Raw genomic sequence first — 21,183 nt, 5'->3', positions numbered from 1 at the left:
GGGGAGGACGGGCGAGTCATGCCACAGCCGGCCGCCGGCCCAAAGCGCGGAATCGTCACCCTCCCCGCGGTGCAATTTGCGGCAGGGCGAAGAGCAGTCCCAGGGTGACCAGGCTGCCGAGCCCACCAAAGCCGGCCGCGGCGGCGAAGGCGCGGGCATAGGCGACAGCCTCGCCCGCCCCGGCGGCACGGGCCCGGTCGAGCACCGCGGCGAACAGGATCCCGACCACCGCCACGCCGAAGGCGCCGCCGACCTGCTGCATGGTGCTGAGCATGCCCGAGGCGGAGCCGATGTCACCGTCGCGGATGCCGCCGAGCACGGTGTTGAGCAGCGGCGTCAGCAGCAGCCCCTGGCCGAGGCCGAGCAGCATCAGCGCCGGGATCAGATCCTCCACCTGCAGCGGCACGGCCAGCAGCGCCGTGACAGCGGCGGCGAATTGGCCTGCGGCCGAGATCGCGGCACCGGCGGCGAGCACCATGCGCCGGCGTTCGGGGGCGATGCGGCCGGCAGCGATCGAGGCGGCCATGAAGACGATGCCGGCCGGAGAGAAAGCCAGCCCAGCCGCCAGCGGCGAACGGCCGAGCCCGGATTGCGCCAGGAAGGCGAAGGCAAGGTAGAGCGAATTCAGGGTCGAGTAGAACACCAGCGCCAGCAGCACGCCGATGGTGAAGGTGCGATCGCGGAACAGGCGGGTCTGCAGCAGCGGCGAGGCCTGCCGGCGTGATTTGCGGTGCTGGTGCCGTGCGAACACGGCCAGCACCGGCACGGCGGCGCCGAGCATGGCCAGGGACCAGGCCGGCCACCCCGCCTCGCGTCCTTCGATCAGCGGATAGAGCAGCAGCCCGAGGCCAAGCGCGCTGAGGGCGACGCCGGCGCCGTCGAGCCGCTGCCCGGCCGACACTTCGTCCGCCGGGATCAGCCGCGCCGCCGCCAGGGTCGCCAGTAGGCCGATCGGGATGTTCACCAGGAAGATCGGCCGCCAGCCGAGGGCCCAGAGGTCGGCCGCCACCAGGACGCCGCCCAGCACCTGCCCGGTGATCGAGGCCAGCCCCAGCACCACGCCGAGGGCGGCGAAGGCGGTGGCGCGCGCCCGCGGCTCGACAAAGGTGACGCGGATCAGCGCGAACACCTGGGGGAACAGCACCGCCGCGGCGCCGCCCTGCAGCAGCCGGGCCAGGATCAGCGTCTCGGCCGTCGGCGCCAGGCCGCAGCAGGCCGAGGTGACGGTGAAGCCGGCCAGCCCGGCGATGAACATCCGCCGCCGGCCGAACAGGTCGCCGAGCCGCCCGCCGGTGATCAGCGCCACCGCATAAGCCAGGCCGTAGCCGGCCACCACCAGCTCGACCTCGGCAAAGCTGGCGCCGAGCCCCCGCCGGATGCCGGGGATCGCCACATTGACGATCATCACATCCATCACAGTCATGAACGGGCCGATCAGCATCACGGCCAGGCCGAGCCAGAGTCGCGCCGGGATCGCCGGGCGCGCGGCCGCAGCGGGATAGGGCACATCGGTCATGCGGGATCTCCATCGGCGGACCGGCAGTCCGCCCGCGACAGAGATTGGGGGATAGCTTATAATAGGAAAAGATAAGTTCTTATCCTATTAGTGGCAGCAACAGCCTATGCCGGTTTTCGCCCTGCAGCGCACCGCAGACCGTCGCGCCTTGTCCGACTTCGTGCGCGACCGCCGGGCCCGCACCAGCCCGGACGAGGTCGGCCTGCCCGCCGGGTCCCGCCGCCGCACGCCGGGGCTGCGGCGCGAGGAGGTGGCCCAGCTCGCCGGGGTCGGCGTCACCTGGTACACCTGGTTCGAGCAGGGCCGCGCCATCCAGGTCTCCGCCGATTTCCTGGAGCGGGTGTGCCGGGCGCTGCGGCTGGACCCGGCCGAGCGGCAGCACCTTTACGCCCTGGCGCAGCATCACCCGCCGCCACATCCGACGCCCGGCCTGCCCACGGTCTCGCCGATCCTGCAGGCGCTGCTGGATACCCTGCCGAACCCCGCCTACATCAAGACGGCGCGCTGGGACGTGCTGGCCTGGAACGCCGCGGCCGCCGCGCTGTTCGGCGACTACGCGCCGATCCCGCCGGCGCAGCGCAACGGCCTGTGGCTGGTGTTCACGGATCCGTGCTATCGCCGGCTGATGGTGGATTGGGAGGCGGATGCCCGCCGCGTCCTGGCCAAGTTCCGCCTCGACCATAGCCGGGCCGGCGGCGACCCTGCCTTCGCCGCGCTGGTCGAGGCGCTGCAGGCGGCCAGCCCGGAATTCCGCCGCTGGTGGCCCGGCCAGGACGTGGCCGAGCGCAGCGAGGGCATCAAGCGGATCCGGCACGACACGCTGGGCCTGCTCGAATTCGCCCACGCCACCTTCACCGTCGAGGGCGCGCCCGACCTGCGGATGGTGACCTACACGCCTGTGCCGCGGGCGTAGCCCTACTGCAGCTGGATCTGCAGCGTCTCCTCCACCGCCCGGTCGAAGCTGTCGGTCGAGGCCGTGTCCCCCTGCTTGGCCTGCTCGGCGGCGATGTAGGTATCGCGTTTCCCGACCAGCTCCGCCATCTGAGTCGTCAGCGTTGCGCGCTCGGTCCGCTGCTGCTCGACATAGGCCTGCCGCTCGGCCGCCGACTTGCCCTGCAGCACCTCCGGCAGCTCGTTCTCCGGCACCGCCTCCAGCGACTTGGCGCCGGCGGCGATGTCGGCGACCAGGTCGCCGGCGCCGGTCACCACCTCGCTGCGGCCGGTCCGCTTGCTGTAGAAGCCGGAATTGTCGGCCTGCACCGAGGCCGGGGCCGCGGCGCGCTGTTCGATCTTGCCGCGCAGGCTCTCCTGCTGCCCGGCCGAGCCGTAGGGGATCACCGTGGCGTCGATCCGGCGTTGCAGGATGATGATGTCGCCGTCATAGGGCGTCTCGATCATCACCACCTGGCCGCCATCCTGCGGGATCGGGATGTAGCGGCCGGCGCCGCGCTGGGCGATGTCCTGCCAGATCTGCCGGGTGTCGCCGGCATCGCCCGCCTGCACCGCGTTGACCACGATGCCGGCGCGGCGGGCGGCGGCCGTCACCTCGGGGTATTTCGGGGCGTTGCCGTAGTCCATGTGCGGCGGCGCGTCGCCGACCAGGAAGACGATCTTCCGCACGGCCTGGTCCTGGCTCCAGCGCAGCTTGTTGACCGAGGCGTGCAGCGCCTCGTTCACCGATTCCGGCCAGTCGCCGCCGCCATCGGCGCGCAGTTGCAGCAGGTCGCCGTACAGGCCCTGGATGTCCGCGGTCAGGTCGTAGGTGCGGGCGACATAGTCGTCGCCGCGGTCGCGGTAGATCACCAGGGCCATGCGTATCTCAGCATCCGGATTGGTCTCGACGATGCTGGTGGCGATCGACCAGATCTTGCGCTTGGCGCCGTCGATCAGCCCGGCCATCGACCCGGTGGTGTCGAGCACGAAGGCGACCTCGACCCGCGGCCGGAACTGGCCCTGGGCGGCCCAGGCCGGCGCCGCCAGCGTGGCGGCCAGCGCGGTGCCCAGCAGCAGGTCACGGACCAGGTGCAGGACGGGCCGCGCCCTGCAGTCGGTCAGACGCTTCAACATGGCACTCTCCCCTGAGGTAACCGGCCCCTCGGCCGGGTTCGTCGGGGTGGTATCGGCCCGGGCCAAGTCGTTTCCGGGGCGGAACGAAGCCGTGTCCTCCGCAATCCGGCCACGGTCCTGTGCCAGGGGACGGGTCCTGCCGCAATTTGACCGCAAGAGCCGGAGTGCCCGCCGGAACCGGACGCGCCACCTTGCTGTCATGACAGCGACAAGGAGCCGACCGATGCCCCGCACCGCACTCCGTCCTGACGACACCCTTCCCGCCGACCGGGTGGCCGGGATCGACTGGGATGACACGGCCGCAGAACTGGACCAGCACGGCGCGGCGGTGCTGCCGGCGCTGCTGACGCCGGAGGAATGCCGCGCCATCGCCGCGCTGTACCCGGAGGAGGGGCCGTTCCGCAGCCGGGTGGTGATGGCCCGGCACGGCTTCGGCCGCGGCGAGTACAAGTATTTCGCCTACCCCCTGCCCGACCCGATCGCCGGGCTGCGCGCCGCGCTGTACCCACGGCTGGCGCCGGTCGCCAATGGCTGGAACGCGCGCATGGGCATCGACACCCGCTATCCGGAGCGGCACGAGGCCTTCCTGAAGGCCTGCCACACCGCCGGCCAGACCCGGCCGACGCCGCTGCTGCTGCAATACGAGCCGGGCGACTTCAACTGCCTGCACCAGGACCTGTACGGCGACCTCGCCTTCCCGCTGCAGGTCGCGATCCTGCTGTCGGAGCCCGGCCGCGACTTCACCGGCGGCGAGTTCGTGCTGACCGAGCAGCGGCCGCGCATGCAGTCGCGGCCGGAGGTGGTGCCGCTGCGCCAGGGCGACGGCGTCGCCTTCGCCGTGCACCACCGCCCGGTCGCCGGCACCCGCGGCGACTACCGGGTCAATCTCCGCCACGGTGTCAGCCGGCTGCGCAGCGGCCAGCGGCACACGCTCGGCATCATCTTCCATGACGCCAGATGAGGGAGGGGCAAATGATCCTTCTCCGCGGCGCCGTCATGGGACTGGCGCTGGCCCTGGGCACCGCCGGCGCCCCGGCCCAGGGCGCGCCCGCCCCCGCGGGTACGCCGGTGAAGACCGTCAAGGAGCGGCTGGGCGACAAGGCCAGCGACGAACAGCGCGTCGACAACTGCAAGGTGCCGCCCGACCGCCGCGGCCCCAAGCCCCGCCCCGACGGCTGCCCTCACGACGGCAAATGATGCGGGCGGGGTGATGCGATCCCGGATGGACGCGGCTCGTCCTATGGTATGATTCGGCCTTTGCTGCCCGAGGTCGCGCCGCCCATGCCCAACCGCATCATCCCGCCCGCCCAGCACCGACTGATGCCCTGGCGCAACGGCGGGGGCCGGACGGCCGAGATCGCGTTCGAGCCTGCCGACAGCCCCGCCGGATTCCGCTGGCGGCTGAGCCTGGCCGAGGTCGAGGCGGACGGCCCTTTCTCCACCTTCCCCGGCTGCTGCCGCACCATCATGCTGCTGTCCGGCCAGGGCATGGAGCTGACCATCGCCGAGCCTGGCGCCAAGCCCGGCGACCCGCCGCGCACGATCCGCATCGACCGGCCCTACCAGCCCTTCGACTTCGACGGCGAGGCCGCGACCAGCTGCAGGCTGTTGGCCGGGCCGGTGCGCGACCTCAACGTCATCGCCGACCGCTCGCTGCAGATCGACCACCGGGTGGCGGCGCTGGACGACGCCGACGCGGTGCTGGAGCCGGCGTCGGTCTGGCTGTTCACCGTGCTGCGCGGCACCGCGGTGATCGACATCGGCCGCCACCTGGCGGTGACCGAAGGCGAGACCGCGGTGATCACCGACGAGGACGACCGCGCCCCGCATCTCCGCGGCGCCGAGGCCGACAGCCTGGTCTACGCCGTGGCCCTCAGGCCGCGGTAGCGGCTGGGCCGGGGCCGCCGTCGAGGGAGAGCACATGACCATCTCGATGTACCAGGCCTCGGTGCCGGTGTTCGTCCGCATGCTGGGCAACTGCGCCGGCATCCTGAGGAAGGCGGAGGCGCATGCGGTCCGCGAAGGCTTCGATCCGGCGACCCTGCTGGAGGCCCGGCTGGCGCCTGACATGTTCCCGCTGCACCGCCAGGTGCAGATCGCCGCCGACGGCGCCCGCGGCGCCGCGTCCCGCCTGGCCGGCCTGGCGCTGCCCGACCCGGAGGCGGAGGATTTCGCCGTGTTCAACCGCGGCATCCAGCACCGCTTCCCGGACACCGCGTCGAGCTTTGCCGAGCTGGCCGCCCGGCTCGATGCCGCCATCGCCACCCTCGAGACGCTGCGGCCGGAGCAGATCGACGGGTCCGAGGCGCGGGGGATCGACGTCACCATGGGCGGCCGCACCCGCCGCTTCGCCGGCCTGCCCTTCCTGCTGCACTACGCCCTGCCGAACCTGCATTTCCACATCGCCATGGCTTACGCCATCCTGCGCCATGCCGGCATCGACCTCGGCAAGCAGGATTTCGAAGGGCCGCCGGTGTATTCGAGCCTTCCCTAGGCCGCAGGTCCCGATGCCGCTCACCCGTCACGACGCCGCCGCCATCGGCGAGATCCTTGCCCAGGCCGGCCGGGCCGAGATCATGCCGCGCTTCCAGCGGCTGCGGGACGGGCAGGTGCGGCAGAAGACCTCGGCCTTCGACGTCGTCACCGATGCCGACGAGGCCGCCGAGCAGGCGATCTCGGCCGCTTTGCGCGCCCGCTTCCCGACCGCCCTGATCGTCGGCGAGGAGGCGGCGGAGACGGATCCCGGCCTGATCGGCCGGATCGCCGGCGCCGAGCTGGCCTTCATCATCGACCCGATCGACGGCACCCGGAACTTCGTCGCCGGCCTGCCGCTGTTCGGGGTGATGGCGGCGGCGACGGTCCGGGGCGAGGTCGCGCTGGGCGCCATCCACGACCCGGTGTGCGGCGACACCGCCTTCGCGCTGCGGGGAGAGGGCGCCTGGATCGCGGGCGAGGCGCGGCCGCCCGCCGATCTGCGGGTGGCCGCGCCGGTGCCGGTGGCGCGGATGGACGCGGTGATCGGCACCAACTTCCTGCCCGAGCCGCTGCGCTCGACGGTCAACCGCAACCTGCCGCGGGTCGCCGTCAGCTCGTGGCTGCGCTGCGCCGCACATTAGTACCGGATGGCCGCCGCCGGGCATTGCCACCTGCTGCTGTACAACAAGCTGATGCCCTGGGACCACGCCGCCGGCTGGCTGCTGCACCGCGAGGCCGGCGGCCACAGCGCCCATTTCGACGGCAGCCCCTATCGCCCGGCCGACCTGACCGGCGGGCTGATCTGCGCCCCGGACGAGGCCAGCTGGACCGCCGCCCGGAACGCTCTGCTGGGCCGCGACTGACACCTGCCGGGCGGCCGGAACCGGAACCGGACGTCGGGGGTTCCCCCGCCGGGCACCGGTCAAGCCGAAGGGAAAAGGCGATGGGCGGGTTTTCTGTGAAGCCTCTGGACATGACCACCTGGTCGGACTTTTCCCGCCTGGTCGAACGGCACAACGGCGTCTGGGGCGGCTGCTGGTGCGTGAATTTCCATCCGGAGGGCGCCAAACGCGCGAACTCGGTCGAGGAGCGCCGGCTGATGAAGGAGCGCCGGGTGCGCGACGGCCGCACCCAGGCCGCCCTGGTCTATGACGGCGCAGTGTGCGTCGGCTGGTGCCAGTTCGGGCCGACGGCGGAGCTGACCAACATCAAGCACCAGCGGGCGTATCGCGACGGGCTCGGGGCCCTGCCTGACTGGCGCATCACCTGCTTCTTCACCGACAAATCCTATCGCGGCAAGGGCGTGGCGGCGGCAGCCCTCGACGGCGCCCTGCGGGAGATCGCCCGGCTGGGGGGCGGCACGGTCGAAAGCTATCCCGAGGACACGGACGGCCGGTCGCCCCCAGGGGCCTTCCTGTACAACGCGACGCTGGCGATCTTTGAGCGGCAGGGCTTCGAGCGAACCCGCCGCATCGGCAAGCATTGCTGGGTGGTCACCAAGGTGGTGGGGCCGGGCTGACCCGCTGCCGGCTCGTGGTCAGCCGGACGACGCGGCCGTCACCGCCGCGCCCGCCTCGCGGACGGAACCGGCTCACGGCGCCTGCAGCACCGCCGTGCAGGCGGCCGGCAGCGGCGGCGGGACATAGGGCTTGCCGCCCTTCCGCGGCACCGGCGCCAGCATCGGGAACCAGGACATCAGGTCGGAACCGCAGCCGTCGCCTGGCGGCGCCGGGTCCTGCTCGCGGCATTCCGGGCTGCCGGAAGGGCAGCCGATGCGGATGTGGATATGCTCGTTGTGGCCGGTCCAGGGCCGCACCCGGTTGAGCCAGGACCGGTCGTTCCAGGACATCGCGCACAGCTCGCGCTTGATCGCCGGGTGGATGAAGATGCGCTCGACCCGCGGCTCGGTCGCCGCCAGGCGGATCAGCTGCGCCTGCTGCGGCGACAGCGCGCCGCGCGGGATGTAATCGGTCCAGGCCCCGGTGATGTAGTCCGGCTTCAGCGTCTCGCGCTGCTCGCGCGCCAGCAGCGGCAGGTCGAGCCGGAGCCAGATGTCGGCGTCCAGCCCGTTCTCATGCGCCGCATGGTCGGTGATCGGGCCGCCGCGCGGCTGGCCCATATCGGCGATCAGCAGCGGCGGCAGCCCGGCGGCCTGCGCCCTGCGGCCGAGATCCTCCAGCGTCGCCACCAGGGTCGGGTGGCCCCAGTTGCGGTTGCGGCTGAGCCGGATGATCTGGTAGCCGGGGCCCTCCGGCGGCAGCTGCACCGCGCCGGCGATGCAGCCGTTGGAATAGGTGCCGATCACCTGCGCCGGCCCCTGGGTGCCCAGCCGCACCTGGGCCCAGGCGGGATCCTCCTCGACCGCCCCGGCCGGCGCCGCGGCCAGCAGCCAGGCGGCGGCCAGCGCCGCCCCGATCCGTGTCCCGATCACGCAACCCTCCATGCCCCGACTCGCCCCGCCAGGATGCGCGTCCTGGCGGCGGAGATGAAGTCCCGGCGCACACGCTGCTGCGACCACCCGCCCCTAACACCTTGCGGCGGCGGGGGCAGCGTCGCTACATGACGGATGGCCCTGGAACCGACGGACCGGACGATGCCCTCTGCCCATGACGCGACCCTCGACCTGCTGTCCGGCCTGATCGACAAGGCCAGGCGGGCCGGCGCCGACGCCGCCGACGCCGTGCTGTACGACAGCACCTCGATCTCGATCAGCCACCGGCTCGGCCAGCTCGAACATGTCGAACGCTCCGAGAGCGGCGACCTGGGCCTGCGCGTCTTCATCGGCAAGCGCATGGCGATCGTCTCCTCCTCCGACCGCCGCCAGGCGGCGCTGGACGAGATCGTCGAGCGCGCCGTCGCCATGGCCAGGGTGGTGCCGGAGGATCCCTATTGCGGCCTCGCCGATCCGGTCAACGAGGTCACTATCGCCGGCAACCTGAAGGACATGTACCGCGCCCTGGTGCCGGCCGACGACCTGGTGCTGCGCTCCGGCATGGACGCGCCGACGGTGCGGATCCTGTCCCGTCTCTTCTACACACCTTACCTTGGAGGCGGCGCTGGCGGTCGCGGGCTTGACCAATTCCGAAGGCGCCAGCGCCGGCTTCGGCCGCAGCATGGCGGCGATGGTGGCCAGCAACGGCTTCTCCCGCGTCACCGGGTCGACCGGCAGCAGCATCTCGGTCTCCGCCATCGCCGGCGAGGGCACCGGGATGGAGACCGATTACGACCACACCAGCGCCGTCCATGCCGAGGACCTGCAGGCGCCCGACTGGGTCGGCCGCAGCGCCGGCGAACGCGCCGTGGCCCGGCTGAACGCGCGCAAGGCATCGACCGCGCGGGTGCCGGTGGTGTTCGACCCGCGGGTGTCGCGCAGCCTGCTGGGCCATCTGGTCGGCGCCATCAACGGCGCCGCCATCGCCCGCGGCACCAGCTTCCTGAAGGAGAAGATGGGCGAGGCGATCTTCGCCCCGGGCATCGAGGTGATCGACGACCCGCATATCCGCCGCGGCCTGCGCTCGCGCCCCTGCGACAGCGAGGGCGTGGCCAGCCGCCGCCGGGCCCTGATCGAGGACGGCCGCCTGACCACCTGGCTGCTCGACCTGCGCTCGGCCCGGCAGCTCGGCCTGGCCCCCACCGGCCATGCCGTGCGCGGCACCAGCGGCCCGCCCGGCGCCTCGCCCGCCAACCTGTACCTCGCTCCGGGCAGCGCCACGCCGGCGGAGCTGATGGCCGACATCCAGGACGGCTTCTACGTCACCGGGCTGATGGGGTCGTCGGTCAACGGCGTCACCGGCGACTACAGCCGCGGCGCCCACGGCTTCTGGATCGAGCGCGGCCGCCTCGCCGATCCGGTCAACGAGGTCACTATCGCCGGCAACCTGAAGGACATGTACCGCGCCCTGGTGCCGGCCGACGACCTGGTGCTGCGCTACGGCATGGACGCGCCGACGGTGCGGATCGACGGCATGACGGTGGCCGGGCGGTAGACCGCCGCCCCGGGCGCCCGATCCCGACTGGGAGACCCGCCGGCCCCGTCCAAGGGCCGGCGGGTCTTTTCGTTCGTCCAAGCCGGGTCCGATCAATATCCCGCGCCACACCCCTCCTGCCTCTTATGGCCCTGCCTCTTATGGCCCGGCCTCCGCGGCGACTTCGATTTTCCAGGGCAAATCTTCCAGGAGAAGACAAAGAATTCCATGCGCGCAGACCCGGTTGTCTGGGATGGATATTTCAGGACTGACGAAGCCCAAGACTTGAAGGTTCGGGCACGGACAGACCGCTGCAAAGGTCGCCGTGCCGGGATCGGCCGGCGAATGGTTTGAACGGAGAAAAATTTCCCATGGCGATTTTCACCGTGCTCAACGGCACCGGACTCAACGGCAACGGCATTCAGTTCCCGACGCTCAACCAGATCGCGGAATCGGGCGTCCTCGGCACTCCGACCATGTCGGGGTCCACCGGCACCATTGCATACAACGACGGTGGCATTCTGGAGCTCGCCGGCAGCGGCATGGGATACGACCCCGTCAACGGGGCATTCTCCGGCACCGTCACCAGCCTGACCTACAGCCTGACCGACAACGCGGCCCGCTCCGACGCCTCCTTCAACGTCTTCCCCCCCAACCTCCTCTGGACTCTCACCGATTTCCAAGGGCCGGCGTTTCTGCTGGGTCCAGAGTTCATCGAGTTCACCCCCCTCCTCGACCCCGGCAGCTTATTGAGATTTAAGGCGTTCCTGGACTCCATTTTCGGGTTCAGCGACACGCTCGGCGGCTCCGACGCGGCCGACAAGCTGTACGGCTTCGACGGTGCCGACACCATCAACGGCAACGGCGGCGACGACACGCTCGGCGGCGGCACCGGCGGCGACAAGCTGGACGGCGGCGCGGGATCGGACTTCGCCAACTACCAGGACTCGCTGGCGGGGGTCGTGGTCAATCTGCTGGCGGACACCGCCTCGGGCGGCGACGCCGAGGGCGACCAGCTCGACAACATCGAGAACCTGTACGGGTCGAGCAACGCCGACCAGCTCACCGGCGACAACGCCCGCAATATCATCGGCGGCGAGCTGGGCGACGACACCCTCGTCGGCAATGGCGGCGACGATGCCCTCTCCGGCGAGGCCGGCAACGACAGCCTCAGCGGCGGCGACGGCGCCGACCGGCTCGTCGGCGGCGCCGGGATCGACACCATCCATGGCGGCATCGGCAATGACTCGGTCGATTCCGGCAGTGAGAACGACCAGGTCTTCGGCGAGGCCGGGAATGACGTGCTCCTGGGCGGCGCCGGCAACGACCAGATCGACGGCGGCGACGGCAACGACATGCTCGAAGGGGCGGCGGGATCCGACGCGCTGGCCGGCGGCGCCGGCATCGACACGGCGAGCTACGCCGGCTCGGCCGCCGGGGTGTCGGTGAACCTGGCGACGGGGGCCGTGTCCGGCGGCGACGCCGCGGGCGACACGCTGAGCGGCTTCGAGCAACTGCTGGGCTCGGGCTTCGCCGACACGCTGACCGGCGACGCCGGCGCCAACACCTTGTGGGGCATGGCCGGCAATGATGTCCTCACGGGCGGCGGCGGCGCCGACGTGCTGAAGGGCGGCGCCGGCAACGACAGCTTCCGCTATGTCGCGATCGGCGACAGCACCGTCGCGGCCGCGGGCAGGGACACGATCACCGACTTCACCACCGGCGACAAGATCGACCTGTCGGCGATCGACGCCAACGGCGCCGCCCCCGGCGACACCGCCTTCAGCTTCGGCACCGGCGCCTTCACCGCCGCCGGCCAGATCCGGGTCCTGGACTTCGGCGGCAGCCGCTACGGCGTCTATCTCGAGACCACCGGCAACAAGGTGGAGGACGCGATCATCACGGTCTATTCCGACCATGTCCTGACCGCGGCGGATTTCGTGCTGTAGCCCCGCCGCCGCCTCCCGGCGCCGCGGCCGAGGGCGACACCATCGCCAACCATGACCGGCAACGCCTTCACCAACGCGCTGGTCGGGTTCGACGGGATCGACACCCTCAGCGGCGGCGGCAACGACGTGCTTCTGGGAGGCAACGGCGCCGACGTGCTGAACGGCGGGGCCGGCGCAGACTATTTCACCTACACGGCCGTCTCCGACAGCACCGCCCTGGCCACCGACACGATCCAGGACTTCCAGGCCGGGACCGATCTGATCTCCCTGAGGCTAATCGACGCCGACGGCAATTCCGGGAACAACGACACGGCCTTCCTCTTCGTCGGCACGCTCGGCTTCTCCGGCGCCGGGCAGCTCCGCTACGAGATCTCCGGCGGCACCACGACGGTCTCGGCCGATGTGGACGGCAACGGCACCGCCGACATCGTGATCAATCTCACCGGAGCGATCGCGCTGCAGGCCGAGAACTTCCTGCTGTAGCACCCGGCCGCCCGATCCAGACCCGCCGGCCCGGCGCAAGGGCCGGCGGGTCTTTTCGTTCGCGGGGCATGCATATTATGGTATTATATAGAAGTTTATCTGAATTCGTCGGATCGGCTCGCCTTTTCTGTTCCGAAGAGCTTCCGAGCCTTCGGGAGCACGGAGCCGAACGCAACAGGCTCGATCCAAGACGGCCGGTCCAGCCGCGATGTCCGATCGAGGCCAACAGGGGGGTCTCTCCGTGGCGGTTTTCTCCGTGCTCAACGGCACTGGACTGAACGGCGCCGGCATCCGGTTCGGCACGCTGTCGCAGATCGCATCCACGGGCATCGCCGGCTTTCCGATCGTCACGCCGACCACCGGCACTGTCTTCTTCAACGACACCGGGCTGCTGACCGTCGCCGGGACCGGGATGTCGTTCTCCCTTCCGAACAATTTCGGCGGCACCGTCACCAGCCTGAGCTTCAGCAAGCCGGCGATCACCCCGATCTTCTCCATCACCGGCATGAACACGGCGCTGGCGGATGTCGCCGCAGGCTTCCTCACCCCCGGCGGCGAGATGGCGGCGCTGGCCATCATCTTCTCGGGAGCCGACACCATCGGCGGCTCGACCCAGGCCGATTTTCTGATCGGCTTCGCCGGCAATGACGCCATCAACGGCGGCGCCGGCAACGACACGCTCCGCGGCGGCGCCGGCGGCGACATCCTGAACGGCGGCGCCGGCTCCGACTTCGCCAACTACCAGGGGTCGAGCGTCGCGGTGTTCATCGACCTGAAGAACAACACGATCTCCGAGGGCGACGCCGATGGCGACACGCTGATCGACATCGAGAACCTCTACGGCTCCAGCTTCGATGACACCATGTCCGGCACCGACGCCCGCAACATCATCGGCGGCGAGGACGGCGGCGACTTCATCTTCGGCAATGCCGGCGACGACTCGCTCTCCGGCGAGAACGGCGAAGACGTCCTCAGCGGCGACGACGGCAACGACCGGATCGTCGGCGGCGGCGACGGTGACTTCCTGCACGGCGATGCCGGCGATGATTCGGTCGATGCCGGGTCGGGCAGCGATGTCGTCACCGGCGGCGACGGCAATGACAATCTCTTTGGCAGCACCGGCGACGACAAGCTGGACGGTGGTGCCGGCAACGACATCCTGGAAGGAGGCGAACAAGGCGACGGCATCGATCAGCTGACCGGCGGCGACGGCATCGACACGGCCAGCTATGCCAGCTCGGCCGCCGGCGTGTCGGTGAACCTGGCCACCGGTGCCGCGTCCGGCGGCGACGCCGCGGGCGACACCTTCAGCAGCATCGAGCAGGTGCTGGGCTCGGGCTTCGTCGACACCATCACCGGCAACGCCGGCGCCAACACGCTGTGGGGCATGGCCGGCAACGACGTGCTCACCGGAGGCATCGGCGCCGATGTGCTGAAGGGCGGCGCCGGCAGCGACACCTTCCGCTATGTCGGAACCGGCGACAGCACCGTCGCCGCCGCCGGCCGGGACACGATCACGGACTTCACCACCGGCGACAAGATCGACCTGTCGGCGATCGACGCCAACGGCGCCGGACCGGGCGACACCGCTTTCACCTTCGGCACCGGCGCTTTCACCGCCGCCGGCCAGATCCGGGTGCTGGCCTTCGCCGCCAACCGCTACGGCGTCTATCTCGAGACCACCGGCAACAAGGTCGAGGACGCCATCATCACCGTCTATTCCGACCACGCGCTGGCCGAAGGGGACTTCGTCCTGTAGCGCCTGGCGGGCCCGCCCTCCCTCCACCGCAACCGGGGGAGGGCGGGATCCCCCGCCGCGCCGCTTTATCCGGGTCATTATCGGAAAATTGTCCGGAAACTTAATTTCCGGCAGTCGCTGCTTCCTTGCGTTCTTTGCCGGGGCACCGGAACGTTCTCGAACTGCCGCAGATTTTGCCCAATCTTTGATCAATCCCGATCCAAGCGACCGCAAGCGTCGTGATTTCGGGACGCGCATATTTTGGGGGAGGTTTTCCATGGCGGTTTTCTCCGTGCTCAACGGCACTGGCCTCAACGGCGCCGGCATCCAATTCGGCACGCTCTCGCAGATCGCGTCCTCGGGCATCTTGGGCGTCCCGATCATTGTGGGGCCGGGCGGCACCGTGGCCTTCAACGACACCGGGCAGTTGTCCATCGCCGGGGTGGGGCTGCTCTATTTCCCCCCGACGATCCAGGGCACCGTCAACAGCCTGACCTATAGCAAGCCGCTGGGGACGCCGATCTTCTCCATCACCGGCATGAACACGGCGCTGGCGGATGTCGCCGCAGGCTTCCTCACCCCCGGCGGCGAGATGGCGGCGCTGGCCATCATCTTCTCCGGGGCCGACACCATCGGCGGCTCGACCCAGGCCGATTTTCTGATCGGCTTCGACGGCAACGACACCATCAACGGCGGCGACGGCAACGACACGCTCCGCGGCGGGGCGGGAGCGGACGCTCTCAACGGCGGCAACGGCCTGGATTTCGCCAACTACCAGGGGTCGAGCGCCGAGGTGTTCGTCGACATCCAAAGCAACCTGATCTTCAGCGGCGACGCCGCGGGCGATACGCTGACCAGCATCGAGAACCTCTACGGCTCGGCCTTCGGCGACACCCTGTCCGGCAACGCCGACCGCAACATCATCGGCGGCGAGGGCGGTGCCGACCTCATCGATGGCCGCGGCGGCGACGATGCGCTGTCGGGCGAGGCCGGCGACGACATCCTCAGCGGCAGGGACGGCGCCGACCGGCTGGTCGGCGGCGACGGGGCCGACAACCTGTCCGGCGAGGCCGGCAACGACTCGATCGACGGCGGCGCCGGCAACGACAGCGCCTTCGGCGGTGTCGACAACGACAGCATCACCGGCGGCGGCGGCGTCGACCTGCTCGACGGCGGCGACGGCAACGACATCCTCGAGGGCGGGGCCGGGGCCGATACTCTCACCGGCGGCAACGGCATCGACACGGCGAGCTATGCCAGCGCGGGCACCGGGGTGACCGTGGTCATCGGTGGCGCCTCCACCGGCGGCGACGCGGCCGGCGACACCATGTCCGGCATCGAGCAGGTGCTGGGCTCGGGCTTCGTCGACACGCTGACCGGCGACACCGGCGCCAACACCCTGTGGGGCCTGGCCGGCGACGACGTTCTCACCGGGGGCGTCGGCGCCGACACGCTGAAGGGCGGCGCCGGCAGCGACACCTTCCGTTATGTCGGAACCGGCGACAGCACCGTCGCCGCCGCCGGCCGGGACACGATCACCGACTTCACCACCGGCGACAAGATCGACCTGTCGGCGATCGACGCCAACGGCGCCGGACCGGGCGACACCGCTTTCACCTTCGGCACCGGCGCCTTCACCGCCGCCGGCCAGATCCGGGTGCTGGCCTTCGCCGCCAACCGCTACGGCGTCTACCTCGAGACCACCGGCAACAATGTCGAGGATGCGATCATCACGGTCTATTCCGACCATGTCCTGACCGCGGCGGATTTCGTGCTGTAGCAGCGCAGCCACCGCGCCGGATGATCGAACAGCCGGCGGAAATTTCGTTCCGCCGGCCCGATGGTTTCTTGCGTTCTTCGTGGCGGCACCGCGAAGATCCTCGAACTGCCGCGGATTTTGCACGATCTTGAGCCGCTCTCGATCCAAGACGGCCGCAAAGGCCGCGATTTCGGATGGTCGGGGTGGCTCTCGGGGGTTTTCCCATGGCGACTTTCACCACGAACAGCGGCGCGGGCCTCAACGGCAACGGCATCCAGTTCGGCACGCTGTCGCAGATCGCATCCTCGGGCTTCTCGAGGCCCCCGCTCCTCATCGCGGGGATCATCGCAGTCTTCAACTTCAACGACACCGGATCGCTGTCCCTCTTCGGATCAGGGCTGTCATACACCCCTCCATCGACCTTCGCCGGCACCGTGACCGACCTGACCTACTCGAAGCCGGGGCTGGTCTTCTCCATCAACGGCATGAACACGCCCCTGGCGACCCTGGCCGGTCTCATCATCGGCGGCGGCGACGAGATGGCGATGCTCGCCGCCATCTTCACCGGCGACGACACGATCACCGGCTCGACCTTGGCCGACCGGCTGATCGGCTTCGACGGCGTCGATGCCATCAATGGCGGCGACGGCGACGATACGCTGCGCGGCGGTGCCGGCGGCGATACCCTCAACGGCGGCGCCGGCTCGGACTTCGCCAACTACCAGGGGTCGAGCGCCGAGGTCGCAATCGACCTGCAGACCAACGGGGCCTTCGGCGGCGACGCCCAGAACGACGTCCTGACCAGCATCGAGAACCTGTACGGCTCCAGCCACGACGACAACCTCGCCGGCAACGCCGTCCGCAACATCATCGGCGGCGAGCTCGGCGACGACCTGCTCCAGGGCCGGGCCGGCGACGATGCCCTCTCCGGCGAGGCCGGCGCGGACATCCTCGACGGCGGCGACGGCAATGACCGGCTGGTCGGGGGCGCCGGGGCCGACACCCTGCACGGCGAAGGCGACAATGATTCGATCGATGCCGGGGCCGACAACGACCAGGTCCATGGCGATGCCGGCAACGACGTCCTCTTCGGCGGCGCCGGCACCGACAATCTCGAGGGCGGCGACGGCAACGACGTGCTCGAAGGCGGGGCCGATGCCGACTCCCTGCAGGGCGGCGCCGGCACCGACACCGCCTCCTATGCCAGCTCGGCCGCCGGCGTGACCGTGGTGCTGGGCGGCGCGCCCTCGGGTGGCGACGCCGCTGGCGACACGTATAGCAGCATCGAGCAGGTGATCGGCTCGGCCCAGGCCGACGCGATCACCGGCAACGCCGGCGCCAACACGCTATGGGGCATGGCCGGCGACGACGTGCTGACCGGGGGTGGCGGCGCCGACGTGCTGAAGGGCGGCGCCGGCAACGACAGCTTCCGCTACACCGCCGTGGGCGACAGCACCGTCGCCGCCGCCGGCCGGGACACGATCACCGACTTCACCACCGGCGACAAGATCGACCTGTCGGCGATCGACGCCGACGGCGACGGGCTGAACGGCAACACCGCCTTCACCTTCGGCACCGGCGCCTTCACCGGCGCAGGGCAGATCCGGGTCCTGGCCTTCGCCGACAACCGCTACGGCGTCTATCTCGAAACCACCGGCAACAAGCTGGAGGACGCCATCATTGCCGTCTATTCCGACCATATTCTGACAGCGGCGGATTTCGTGCTGTAAAGGCGCAGCCGCCGCGCCCGCCCTCCCCCGTCCGCAACCGGGGGAGGGCGGGACCCCATCGTCCGGAAGCGATCGCTCCGCTTCAGAAAAGATTCACAGTCCGCGCCAACAGCACCCGAACAACCGGCACCAGATCGGCGGGCCGGAAGCACTCGTGACCGTTTTATTAATTTTTGCACCTGCGAGATCGAAGAAGACATCAACATGTTGTTTGCCGACGGCGTCTCGTTTATACCGACGGTATATGACCGCCGAAGGACCGCCGCCTATGGAACAGGTGACGCGCTATCGCACCATCTGGATCTCGGACGTCCATCTCGGCACCCGGGCCTGCAACGCCAACCTCCTCCTCGACTTCCTGAAGCACACCGACTCCGACACGCTGTACCTGGTCGGCGACATCGTCGACGGCTGGCGGCTGAAGAAGAGCTGGTACTGGCCGCAGCCGCACAACGACGTGATCCAGAAGCTGCTGCGCAAGGCCCGCAAGGGCACCCGCGTGCTGTACATCCCCGGCAACCACGACGAGGCCGCCCGGCAATTCGTCGGCCAGAACTTCGGCGATGTCGACGTCGCCGAGGACTGCATCCACGAGACCGCGGACGGCCGCCGCTTCCTGGTGATCCACGGCGACCAGTTCGACGTCGTGGTGCGCTACGCCAAATGGCTGGCCCATGTCGGCGACAAGGCCTATGAGCTGCTGCTGCACACCAACACCGCCCTCAACCTGGTGCGCCGCCGTCTCGGCTTCTCCTACTGGTCGCTCTCGGCCTATATGAAGCAGCGGGCGAAGCGCGCGGTCGAGTTCGTCGGCCGGTTCGAGCTCGCGCTGGTCGAGGAAGCCAGGCGGCGCGGCGTGGACGGGGTGATCTGCGGCCACATCCACACCGCCGAGCTGAAGGACATGCAGGGCATGACCTATGTCAACGACGGCGACTGGGTGGAGAGCTGCACCGCGCTGGTGGAGCATGACGACGGCCGGCTGGAGATCCTGCACTGGGCGGACATCGTGGCGGCCCGCGACGCGGTGGCGCCGCAGCCGGCCCTCGAACCGCAGCGCGCCGCTTGAGCCGGGATCGGGTATAGTCTCCGTGTGGACATGGCAGTGACGGAGCCGGCGGCCGGCTGATGCGCATCCTGAATATCAGCGACGCCTGGCTGCCCCAGGTCAACGGGGTGGTGCGCACCATCGAATCCACCCGCGACGAGCTCCGCCGCCGCGGCCATACGGTCGAGGTGATCGGCCCGGACCGCTTCGCCTCGATCCCCTGCCCGACCTATCCCGAGATCCGGCTGGCGATCGGCCAGAGCCGGCGCATGGCCCGGCTGATCGACGAATTCGACCCGGACGCCATCCACATCTCGACCGAAGGCCCGCTGGGCTGGGCGGCACGGCGCTACTGCATCCGCCGGCGGCTCAGCTTCACCACCTCGTTCCACACCCAGTTCCCGGAATATGTCCAGCTGCGCACCGGCATGCCGCTGGCCTCGACCTACGCCCTGCTGCGGCATTTCCACCGCGCCGCCAGCGCCGTGATGGTGGCGACCGACACGCTGGAGCGGAACCTGGCCCGCCGCGGCTTCCGCCGCCTGGCGCGCTGGAGCCGCGGTGTCGACACCGACCGCTTCCGCCCGGCCCAGCGCGGCGAGCGGGCCCGGCCGCGCCACCTCTATGTCGGCCGGGTGGCGGTGGAGAAGAACCTCGACGCCTTCCTGTCGCTGCCCTTGGACGGCGAGAAGGTGGTGGTCGGCGGCGGCCCGTCCCTGCCCGCCTTCCAGGCCCGCTACCCGGACGTCACCTTCACCGGGTCGAAGGAGGGGCAGGCCCTGGTCGACGCCTATGCCGCCGCCGACGTCTTCGTCTTCCCGTCGCGCACCGACACCTTCGGCCTGGTGATGCTGGAGGCGCTGGCCTGTGGCGTGCCGGTCGCGGCCTATCCGGTGCAGGGCCCGGCCGACGTCATCGGCAACGCCCCGGTGGGGCGGCTGGACGAGGATCTCGGCCGCGCCATCCGCGAGGCGCTGAAGGTGCCGTCGGAGGATTGCCGCAGTTTTGCGCTGCGCTATTCATGGGAGGCATGTACAGATCAGTTCCTGACTCATCTGCACCCCTTCCGATGACCACCCCGACCGGATGATCTATGCGCTGTATCGCGGCCTGACCGACGCCGCCGGCCCCTTCGTGCCCCTGTTGCTGGCCCGGCGCACCGCCGCAGGCCGCGAGGATCCCGCCCGCCGCGGCGAGCGGCTGGGCCATGCCAGCATTCCCCGCCCGGCGGGCCCGCTGATCTGGGTCCACGCCGCCAGCGTCGGCGAGGTGCTGTCGGTGCAGGTGCTGGTGCGCCGCCTGCTGGAGCGCGACCCGCGCCTGTCCGTCCTGGTCACCACCGGCACCGTCACCTCGGCCCGGCTGATCGCCGAGCGGCTGCCGGAGCGGGCGATGCACCAGTTCGCGCCGCTCGACCGCATGGCCTTCGTCCGCCGCTTCCTCGACCATTGGCAGCCGAACCTGGCGATCTGGGTCGAATCCGAGATCTGGCCGAACATGCTGACCGAGACCGAGAAGCGCGGCCTGCCGATCGCCCTGGTCAACGCCCGGATGTCGGAGCGGTCGTTCCGGCGCTGGCGCCGTCTGCCGCGGCTGATCCGCCGGCTGCTCGGCATCTTCCGGGTGATCCTGCCCTGGGACGAGCGCTCGGCCCGCAACTTCCGCGCCCTCGGCGCCCGCGGCGTCGGCCAGGTCGGCAACCTGAAATTCTCCTCCGACCCGCCGGATGCCGAGCTCGAGGCGCTGGCGGCGATGCGCGCCGCGATCGGCCGCCGCCCGGTCTGGCTGGCCGCCAGCACCCATGCCGGCGAGGAGGAGCAGATCGTCCAGGCGCACAAGGCGCTGGCGGCGAAGCGCCCCGGCCTGCTGACCGTGCTGGCGCCGCGCCACCCCGACCGCGGCGAGGAGATCGCCGGGCTGGTCGAGGCGGCCGGCCTGCGTGCGCTGCGCCGCAGCCAGTCGAAGCTGCCCTGGACCGACACCGACGTGCTGGTCGCCGACACCATCGGCGAGATGGGGATCTGGCTGCGGGTCTGCCCGGTGGCCTTCATCGGCGGCTCGCTGGTGCCGTTCGGCGGCCACAACCCGATCGAGGCGGCGCAGCTCGGCGCCGCTTTGGTCTACGGCCCGCACATGACCAACTTCCCGGACATCACGGCCCAGCTCGGCCAGGCCCGCGGCGCCATGCCGGTGGCCGATGCCGCGGCCCTGACCGCCGCGGTCAACCGGCTGCTGGACGACCCGGTGGAGCGCCGCCGCATGGCCCGCGCCGCCGGCGCCGTGGCCCAGCGCAACCGCGGCGTGGTCTCCACCGTGATGGCGACGCTGGAGCCGCTGATCACGCCGATTCTGGCGTGACGGCAGTGGCCGAGAGCCCGCGCCGGCCAGAACGATGCGTTGCCTCTCCCGCTTGCGGGAGAGGTCGGAGACGCGAAGCGGCTCCGGGTGAGGGG

At 70.4% G+C, this 21,183-nt stretch carries 20 protein-coding genes and 1 pseudogene; 18 read left to right on the top strand and 3 right to left on the bottom strand.

All coding sequences use genetic code 11. The features are described 5' to 3' along the window. Window positions 1-55: 55 nt before the first annotated feature. A complete protein-coding gene (locus ACTOWL_RS32995) occupies window positions 56-1,516 on the bottom strand; it encodes an MFS transporter (RefSeq protein WP_441325536.1) in 1,461 nt (486 codons plus the stop codon). 106 nt (window positions 1,517-1,622) lie between these two features. On the opposite strand from ACTOWL_RS32995, the gene ACTOWL_RS32990 reads away from it, so the two are divergent. After that, window positions 1,623-2,429: a helix-turn-helix transcriptional regulator gene (locus ACTOWL_RS32990; protein WP_441325535.1), complete on the top strand. Its 807-nt coding sequence runs from the start codon at window positions 1,623-1,625 to the stop codon at window positions 2,427-2,429. A 2-nt stretch (window positions 2,430-2,431) separates the two neighbouring features. Here ACTOWL_RS32990 and ACTOWL_RS32985 read toward each other — a convergent pair whose 3' ends face one another. Then, complete coding sequence (locus ACTOWL_RS32985; RefSeq protein WP_441325534.1) at window positions 2,432-3,583, bottom strand: vWA domain-containing protein; 1,152 nt, start codon at window positions 3,581-3,583, stop codon at window positions 2,432-2,434. Between the two features lie 223 nt (window positions 3,584-3,806). Here ACTOWL_RS32985 and ACTOWL_RS32980 point away from each other — a divergent pair, with 223 nt between their 5' ends. The 7 genes from ACTOWL_RS32980 (at window position 3,807) to ACTOWL_RS32950 (ending at window position 7,577) form a co-directional block, all read left to right on the top strand. Further along, window positions 3,807-4,544 carry a 2OG-Fe(II) oxygenase gene (locus ACTOWL_RS32980; protein WP_441325533.1) on the top strand — a complete coding sequence of 246 codons (738 nt, stop codon included), beginning with the start codon at window positions 3,807-3,809 and terminating at the stop codon, window positions 4,542-4,544. Window positions 4,545-4,555: 11 nt separating this feature from the next. Beyond that, the gene (locus tag ACTOWL_RS32975; protein WP_441325532.1) at window positions 4,556-4,780 is read left to right on the top strand and encodes a hypothetical protein; all 225 of its coding nucleotides are present in this window, start codon (window positions 4,556-4,558) and stop codon (window positions 4,778-4,780) included. 84 nt (window positions 4,781-4,864) lie between these two features. Beyond that, complete coding sequence (locus tag ACTOWL_RS32970; protein WP_441325531.1) at window positions 4,865-5,470, top strand: HutD/Ves family protein; 606 nt, start codon at window positions 4,865-4,867, stop codon at window positions 5,468-5,470. A gap of 34 nt (window positions 5,471-5,504) precedes the next feature. Next, the gene (locus ACTOWL_RS32965; protein WP_441325530.1) at window positions 5,505-6,077 is read left to right on the top strand and encodes a DUF1993 domain-containing protein; all 573 of its coding nucleotides are present in this window, start codon (window positions 5,505-5,507) and stop codon (window positions 6,075-6,077) included. Between the two features lie 13 nt (window positions 6,078-6,090). Next, the gene (locus tag ACTOWL_RS32960) at window positions 6,091-6,699 is read left to right on the top strand and encodes an inositol monophosphatase family protein (RefSeq protein ID WP_441325529.1); all 609 of its coding nucleotides are present in this window, start codon (window positions 6,091-6,093) and stop codon (window positions 6,697-6,699) included. 6 nt (window positions 6,700-6,705) lie between these two features. Next, the gene (locus tag ACTOWL_RS32955) at window positions 6,706-6,921 is read left to right on the top strand and encodes an inositol monophosphatase family protein (protein ID WP_441325528.1); all 216 of its coding nucleotides are present in this window, start codon (window positions 6,706-6,708) and stop codon (window positions 6,919-6,921) included. 110 nt (window positions 6,922-7,031) lie between these two features. Beyond that, window positions 7,032-7,577, top strand: coding sequence for a GNAT family N-acetyltransferase (locus tag ACTOWL_RS32950; RefSeq protein ID WP_441325527.1), 546 nt, complete (start codon window positions 7,032-7,034; stop codon window positions 7,575-7,577). 72 nt (window positions 7,578-7,649) lie between these two features. On the opposite strand, the gene mepA is transcribed toward ACTOWL_RS32950, so the two are convergent. Beyond that, window positions 7,650-8,489, bottom strand: coding sequence for a penicillin-insensitive murein endopeptidase (gene mepA / locus ACTOWL_RS32945; protein ID WP_441325526.1), 840 nt, complete (start codon window positions 8,487-8,489; stop codon window positions 7,650-7,652). A 135-nt stretch (window positions 8,490-8,624) separates the two neighbouring features. Between mepA and ACTOWL_RS32940 the strand changes: the two are divergent. The 10 genes and pseudogenes from ACTOWL_RS32940 to ACTOWL_RS32895 all read left to right on the top strand — a co-directional run. Next, window positions 8,625-8,864, top strand: a pseudogene (locus tag ACTOWL_RS32940) (PmbA/TldA family metallopeptidase); the annotation flags it as partial. A 307-nt stretch (window positions 8,865-9,171) separates the two neighbouring features. Further along, window positions 9,172-10,044 (top strand): TldD/PmbA family protein, encoded by an 873-nt coding sequence (locus ACTOWL_RS32935; protein WP_441325544.1) that lies wholly within the window; start codon window positions 9,172-9,174, stop codon window positions 10,042-10,044. Between the two features lie 350 nt (window positions 10,045-10,394). Continuing rightward, complete coding sequence (locus ACTOWL_RS32930; protein ID WP_441325525.1) at window positions 10,395-11,972, top strand: calcium-binding protein; 1,578 nt, start codon at window positions 10,395-10,397, stop codon at window positions 11,970-11,972. 51 nt (window positions 11,973-12,023) lie between these two features. Continuing rightward, window positions 12,024-12,455 carry a M10 family metallopeptidase C-terminal domain-containing protein gene (locus ACTOWL_RS32925; RefSeq protein WP_441325524.1) on the top strand — a complete coding sequence of 144 codons (432 nt, stop codon included), beginning with the start codon at window positions 12,024-12,026 and terminating at the stop codon, window positions 12,453-12,455. A 241-nt stretch (window positions 12,456-12,696) separates the two neighbouring features. After that, window positions 12,697-14,214, top strand: coding sequence for a calcium-binding protein (locus tag ACTOWL_RS32920; RefSeq protein WP_441325523.1), 1,518 nt, complete (start codon window positions 12,697-12,699; stop codon window positions 14,212-14,214). Window positions 14,215-14,470: 256 nt separating this feature from the next. Beyond that, window positions 14,471-15,973 (top strand): calcium-binding protein, encoded by a 1,503-nt coding sequence (locus ACTOWL_RS32915; RefSeq protein ID WP_441325522.1) that lies wholly within the window; start codon window positions 14,471-14,473, stop codon window positions 15,971-15,973. 203 nt (window positions 15,974-16,176) lie between these two features. Next, window positions 16,177-17,682: a calcium-binding protein gene (locus ACTOWL_RS32910; protein WP_441325521.1), complete on the top strand. Its 1,506-nt coding sequence runs from the start codon at window positions 16,177-16,179 to the stop codon at window positions 17,680-17,682. A 268-nt stretch (window positions 17,683-17,950) separates the two neighbouring features. After that, a complete protein-coding gene (locus ACTOWL_RS32905; protein WP_441325520.1) occupies window positions 17,951-18,751 on the top strand; it encodes a UDP-2,3-diacylglucosamine diphosphatase in 801 nt (266 codons plus the stop codon). Window positions 18,752-18,810: 59 nt separating this feature from the next. Beyond that, complete coding sequence (locus tag ACTOWL_RS32900) at window positions 18,811-19,803, top strand: glycosyltransferase family 4 protein (RefSeq protein WP_441325519.1); 993 nt, start codon at window positions 18,811-18,813, stop codon at window positions 19,801-19,803. A 13-nt stretch (window positions 19,804-19,816) separates the two neighbouring features. After that, complete coding sequence (locus ACTOWL_RS32895) at window positions 19,817-21,088, top strand: 3-deoxy-D-manno-octulosonic acid transferase (protein ID WP_441325518.1); 1,272 nt, start codon at window positions 19,817-19,819, stop codon at window positions 21,086-21,088. The last annotated feature ends 95 nt before the right edge of the window (window positions 21,089-21,183 follow it).

Source organism: Inquilinus sp. CA228, assembly GCF_052078665.1.
In the GTDB taxonomy this organism is placed as follows: Bacteria; Pseudomonadota; Alphaproteobacteria; order DSM-16000; family Inquilinaceae; genus Inquilinus.
The sequence above is the reverse complement of the archived record's forward strand: the minus strand, read 5'-3'. Positions and strand labels throughout refer to the sequence as shown.

Bases quoted from the DNA above. Each gene is read 5' to 3' on its own strand.
- ACTOWL_RS32900 (WP_441325519.1), top strand. From the start codon at position 18,811: ATGCGCATCCTGAATATCAGCGACGCCTGGCTGCCCCAGGTCAACGGG.
- ACTOWL_RS32925 (WP_441325524.1), top strand. From the start codon at position 12,024: ATGACCGGCAACGCCTTCACCAACGCGCTGGTCGGGTTCGACGGGATC.
- ACTOWL_RS32895 (WP_441325518.1), top strand. From the start codon at position 19,817: ATGATCTATGCGCTGTATCGCGGCCTGACCGACGCCGCCGGCCCCTTC.
- ACTOWL_RS32965 (WP_441325530.1), top strand. From the start codon at position 5,505: ATGACCATCTCGATGTACCAGGCCTCGGTGCCGGTGTTCGTCCGCATG.
- ACTOWL_RS32910 (WP_441325521.1), top strand. From the start codon at position 16,177: ATGGCGACTTTCACCACGAACAGCGGCGCGGGCCTCAACGGCAACGGC.
- ACTOWL_RS32990 (WP_441325535.1), top strand. From the start codon at position 1,623: ATGCCGGTTTTCGCCCTGCAGCGCACCGCAGACCGTCGCGCCTTGTCC.
- ACTOWL_RS32935 (WP_441325544.1), top strand. From the start codon at position 9,172: ATGGCGGCGATGGTGGCCAGCAACGGCTTCTCCCGCGTCACCGGGTCG.
- ACTOWL_RS32975 (WP_441325532.1), top strand. From the start codon at position 4,556: ATGATCCTTCTCCGCGGCGCCGTCATGGGACTGGCGCTGGCCCTGGGC.
- ACTOWL_RS32915 (WP_441325522.1), top strand. From the start codon at position 14,471: ATGGCGGTTTTCTCCGTGCTCAACGGCACTGGCCTCAACGGCGCCGGC.
- ACTOWL_RS32970 (WP_441325531.1), top strand. From the start codon at position 4,865: ATGCCCAACCGCATCATCCCGCCCGCCCAGCACCGACTGATGCCCTGG.
- ACTOWL_RS32950 (WP_441325527.1), top strand. From the start codon at position 7,032: ATGACCACCTGGTCGGACTTTTCCCGCCTGGTCGAACGGCACAACGGC.
- ACTOWL_RS32980 (WP_441325533.1), top strand. From the start codon at position 3,807: ATGCCCCGCACCGCACTCCGTCCTGACGACACCCTTCCCGCCGACCGG.
- ACTOWL_RS32985 (WP_441325534.1), bottom strand. From the start codon at position 3,583: ATGTTGAAGCGTCTGACCGACTGCAGGGCGCGGCCCGTCCTGCACCTG.
- ACTOWL_RS32930 (WP_441325525.1), top strand. From the start codon at position 10,395: ATGGCGATTTTCACCGTGCTCAACGGCACCGGACTCAACGGCAACGGC.
- ACTOWL_RS32905 (WP_441325520.1), top strand. From the start codon at position 17,951: ATGGAACAGGTGACGCGCTATCGCACCATCTGGATCTCGGACGTCCAT.
- ACTOWL_RS32955 (WP_441325528.1), top strand. From the start codon at position 6,706: ATGGCCGCCGCCGGGCATTGCCACCTGCTGCTGTACAACAAGCTGATG.
- ACTOWL_RS32960 (WP_441325529.1), top strand. From the start codon at position 6,091: ATGCCGCTCACCCGTCACGACGCCGCCGCCATCGGCGAGATCCTTGCC.
- ACTOWL_RS32995 (WP_441325536.1), bottom strand. From the start codon at position 1,516: ATGACCGATGTGCCCTATCCCGCTGCGGCCGCGCGCCCGGCGATCCCG.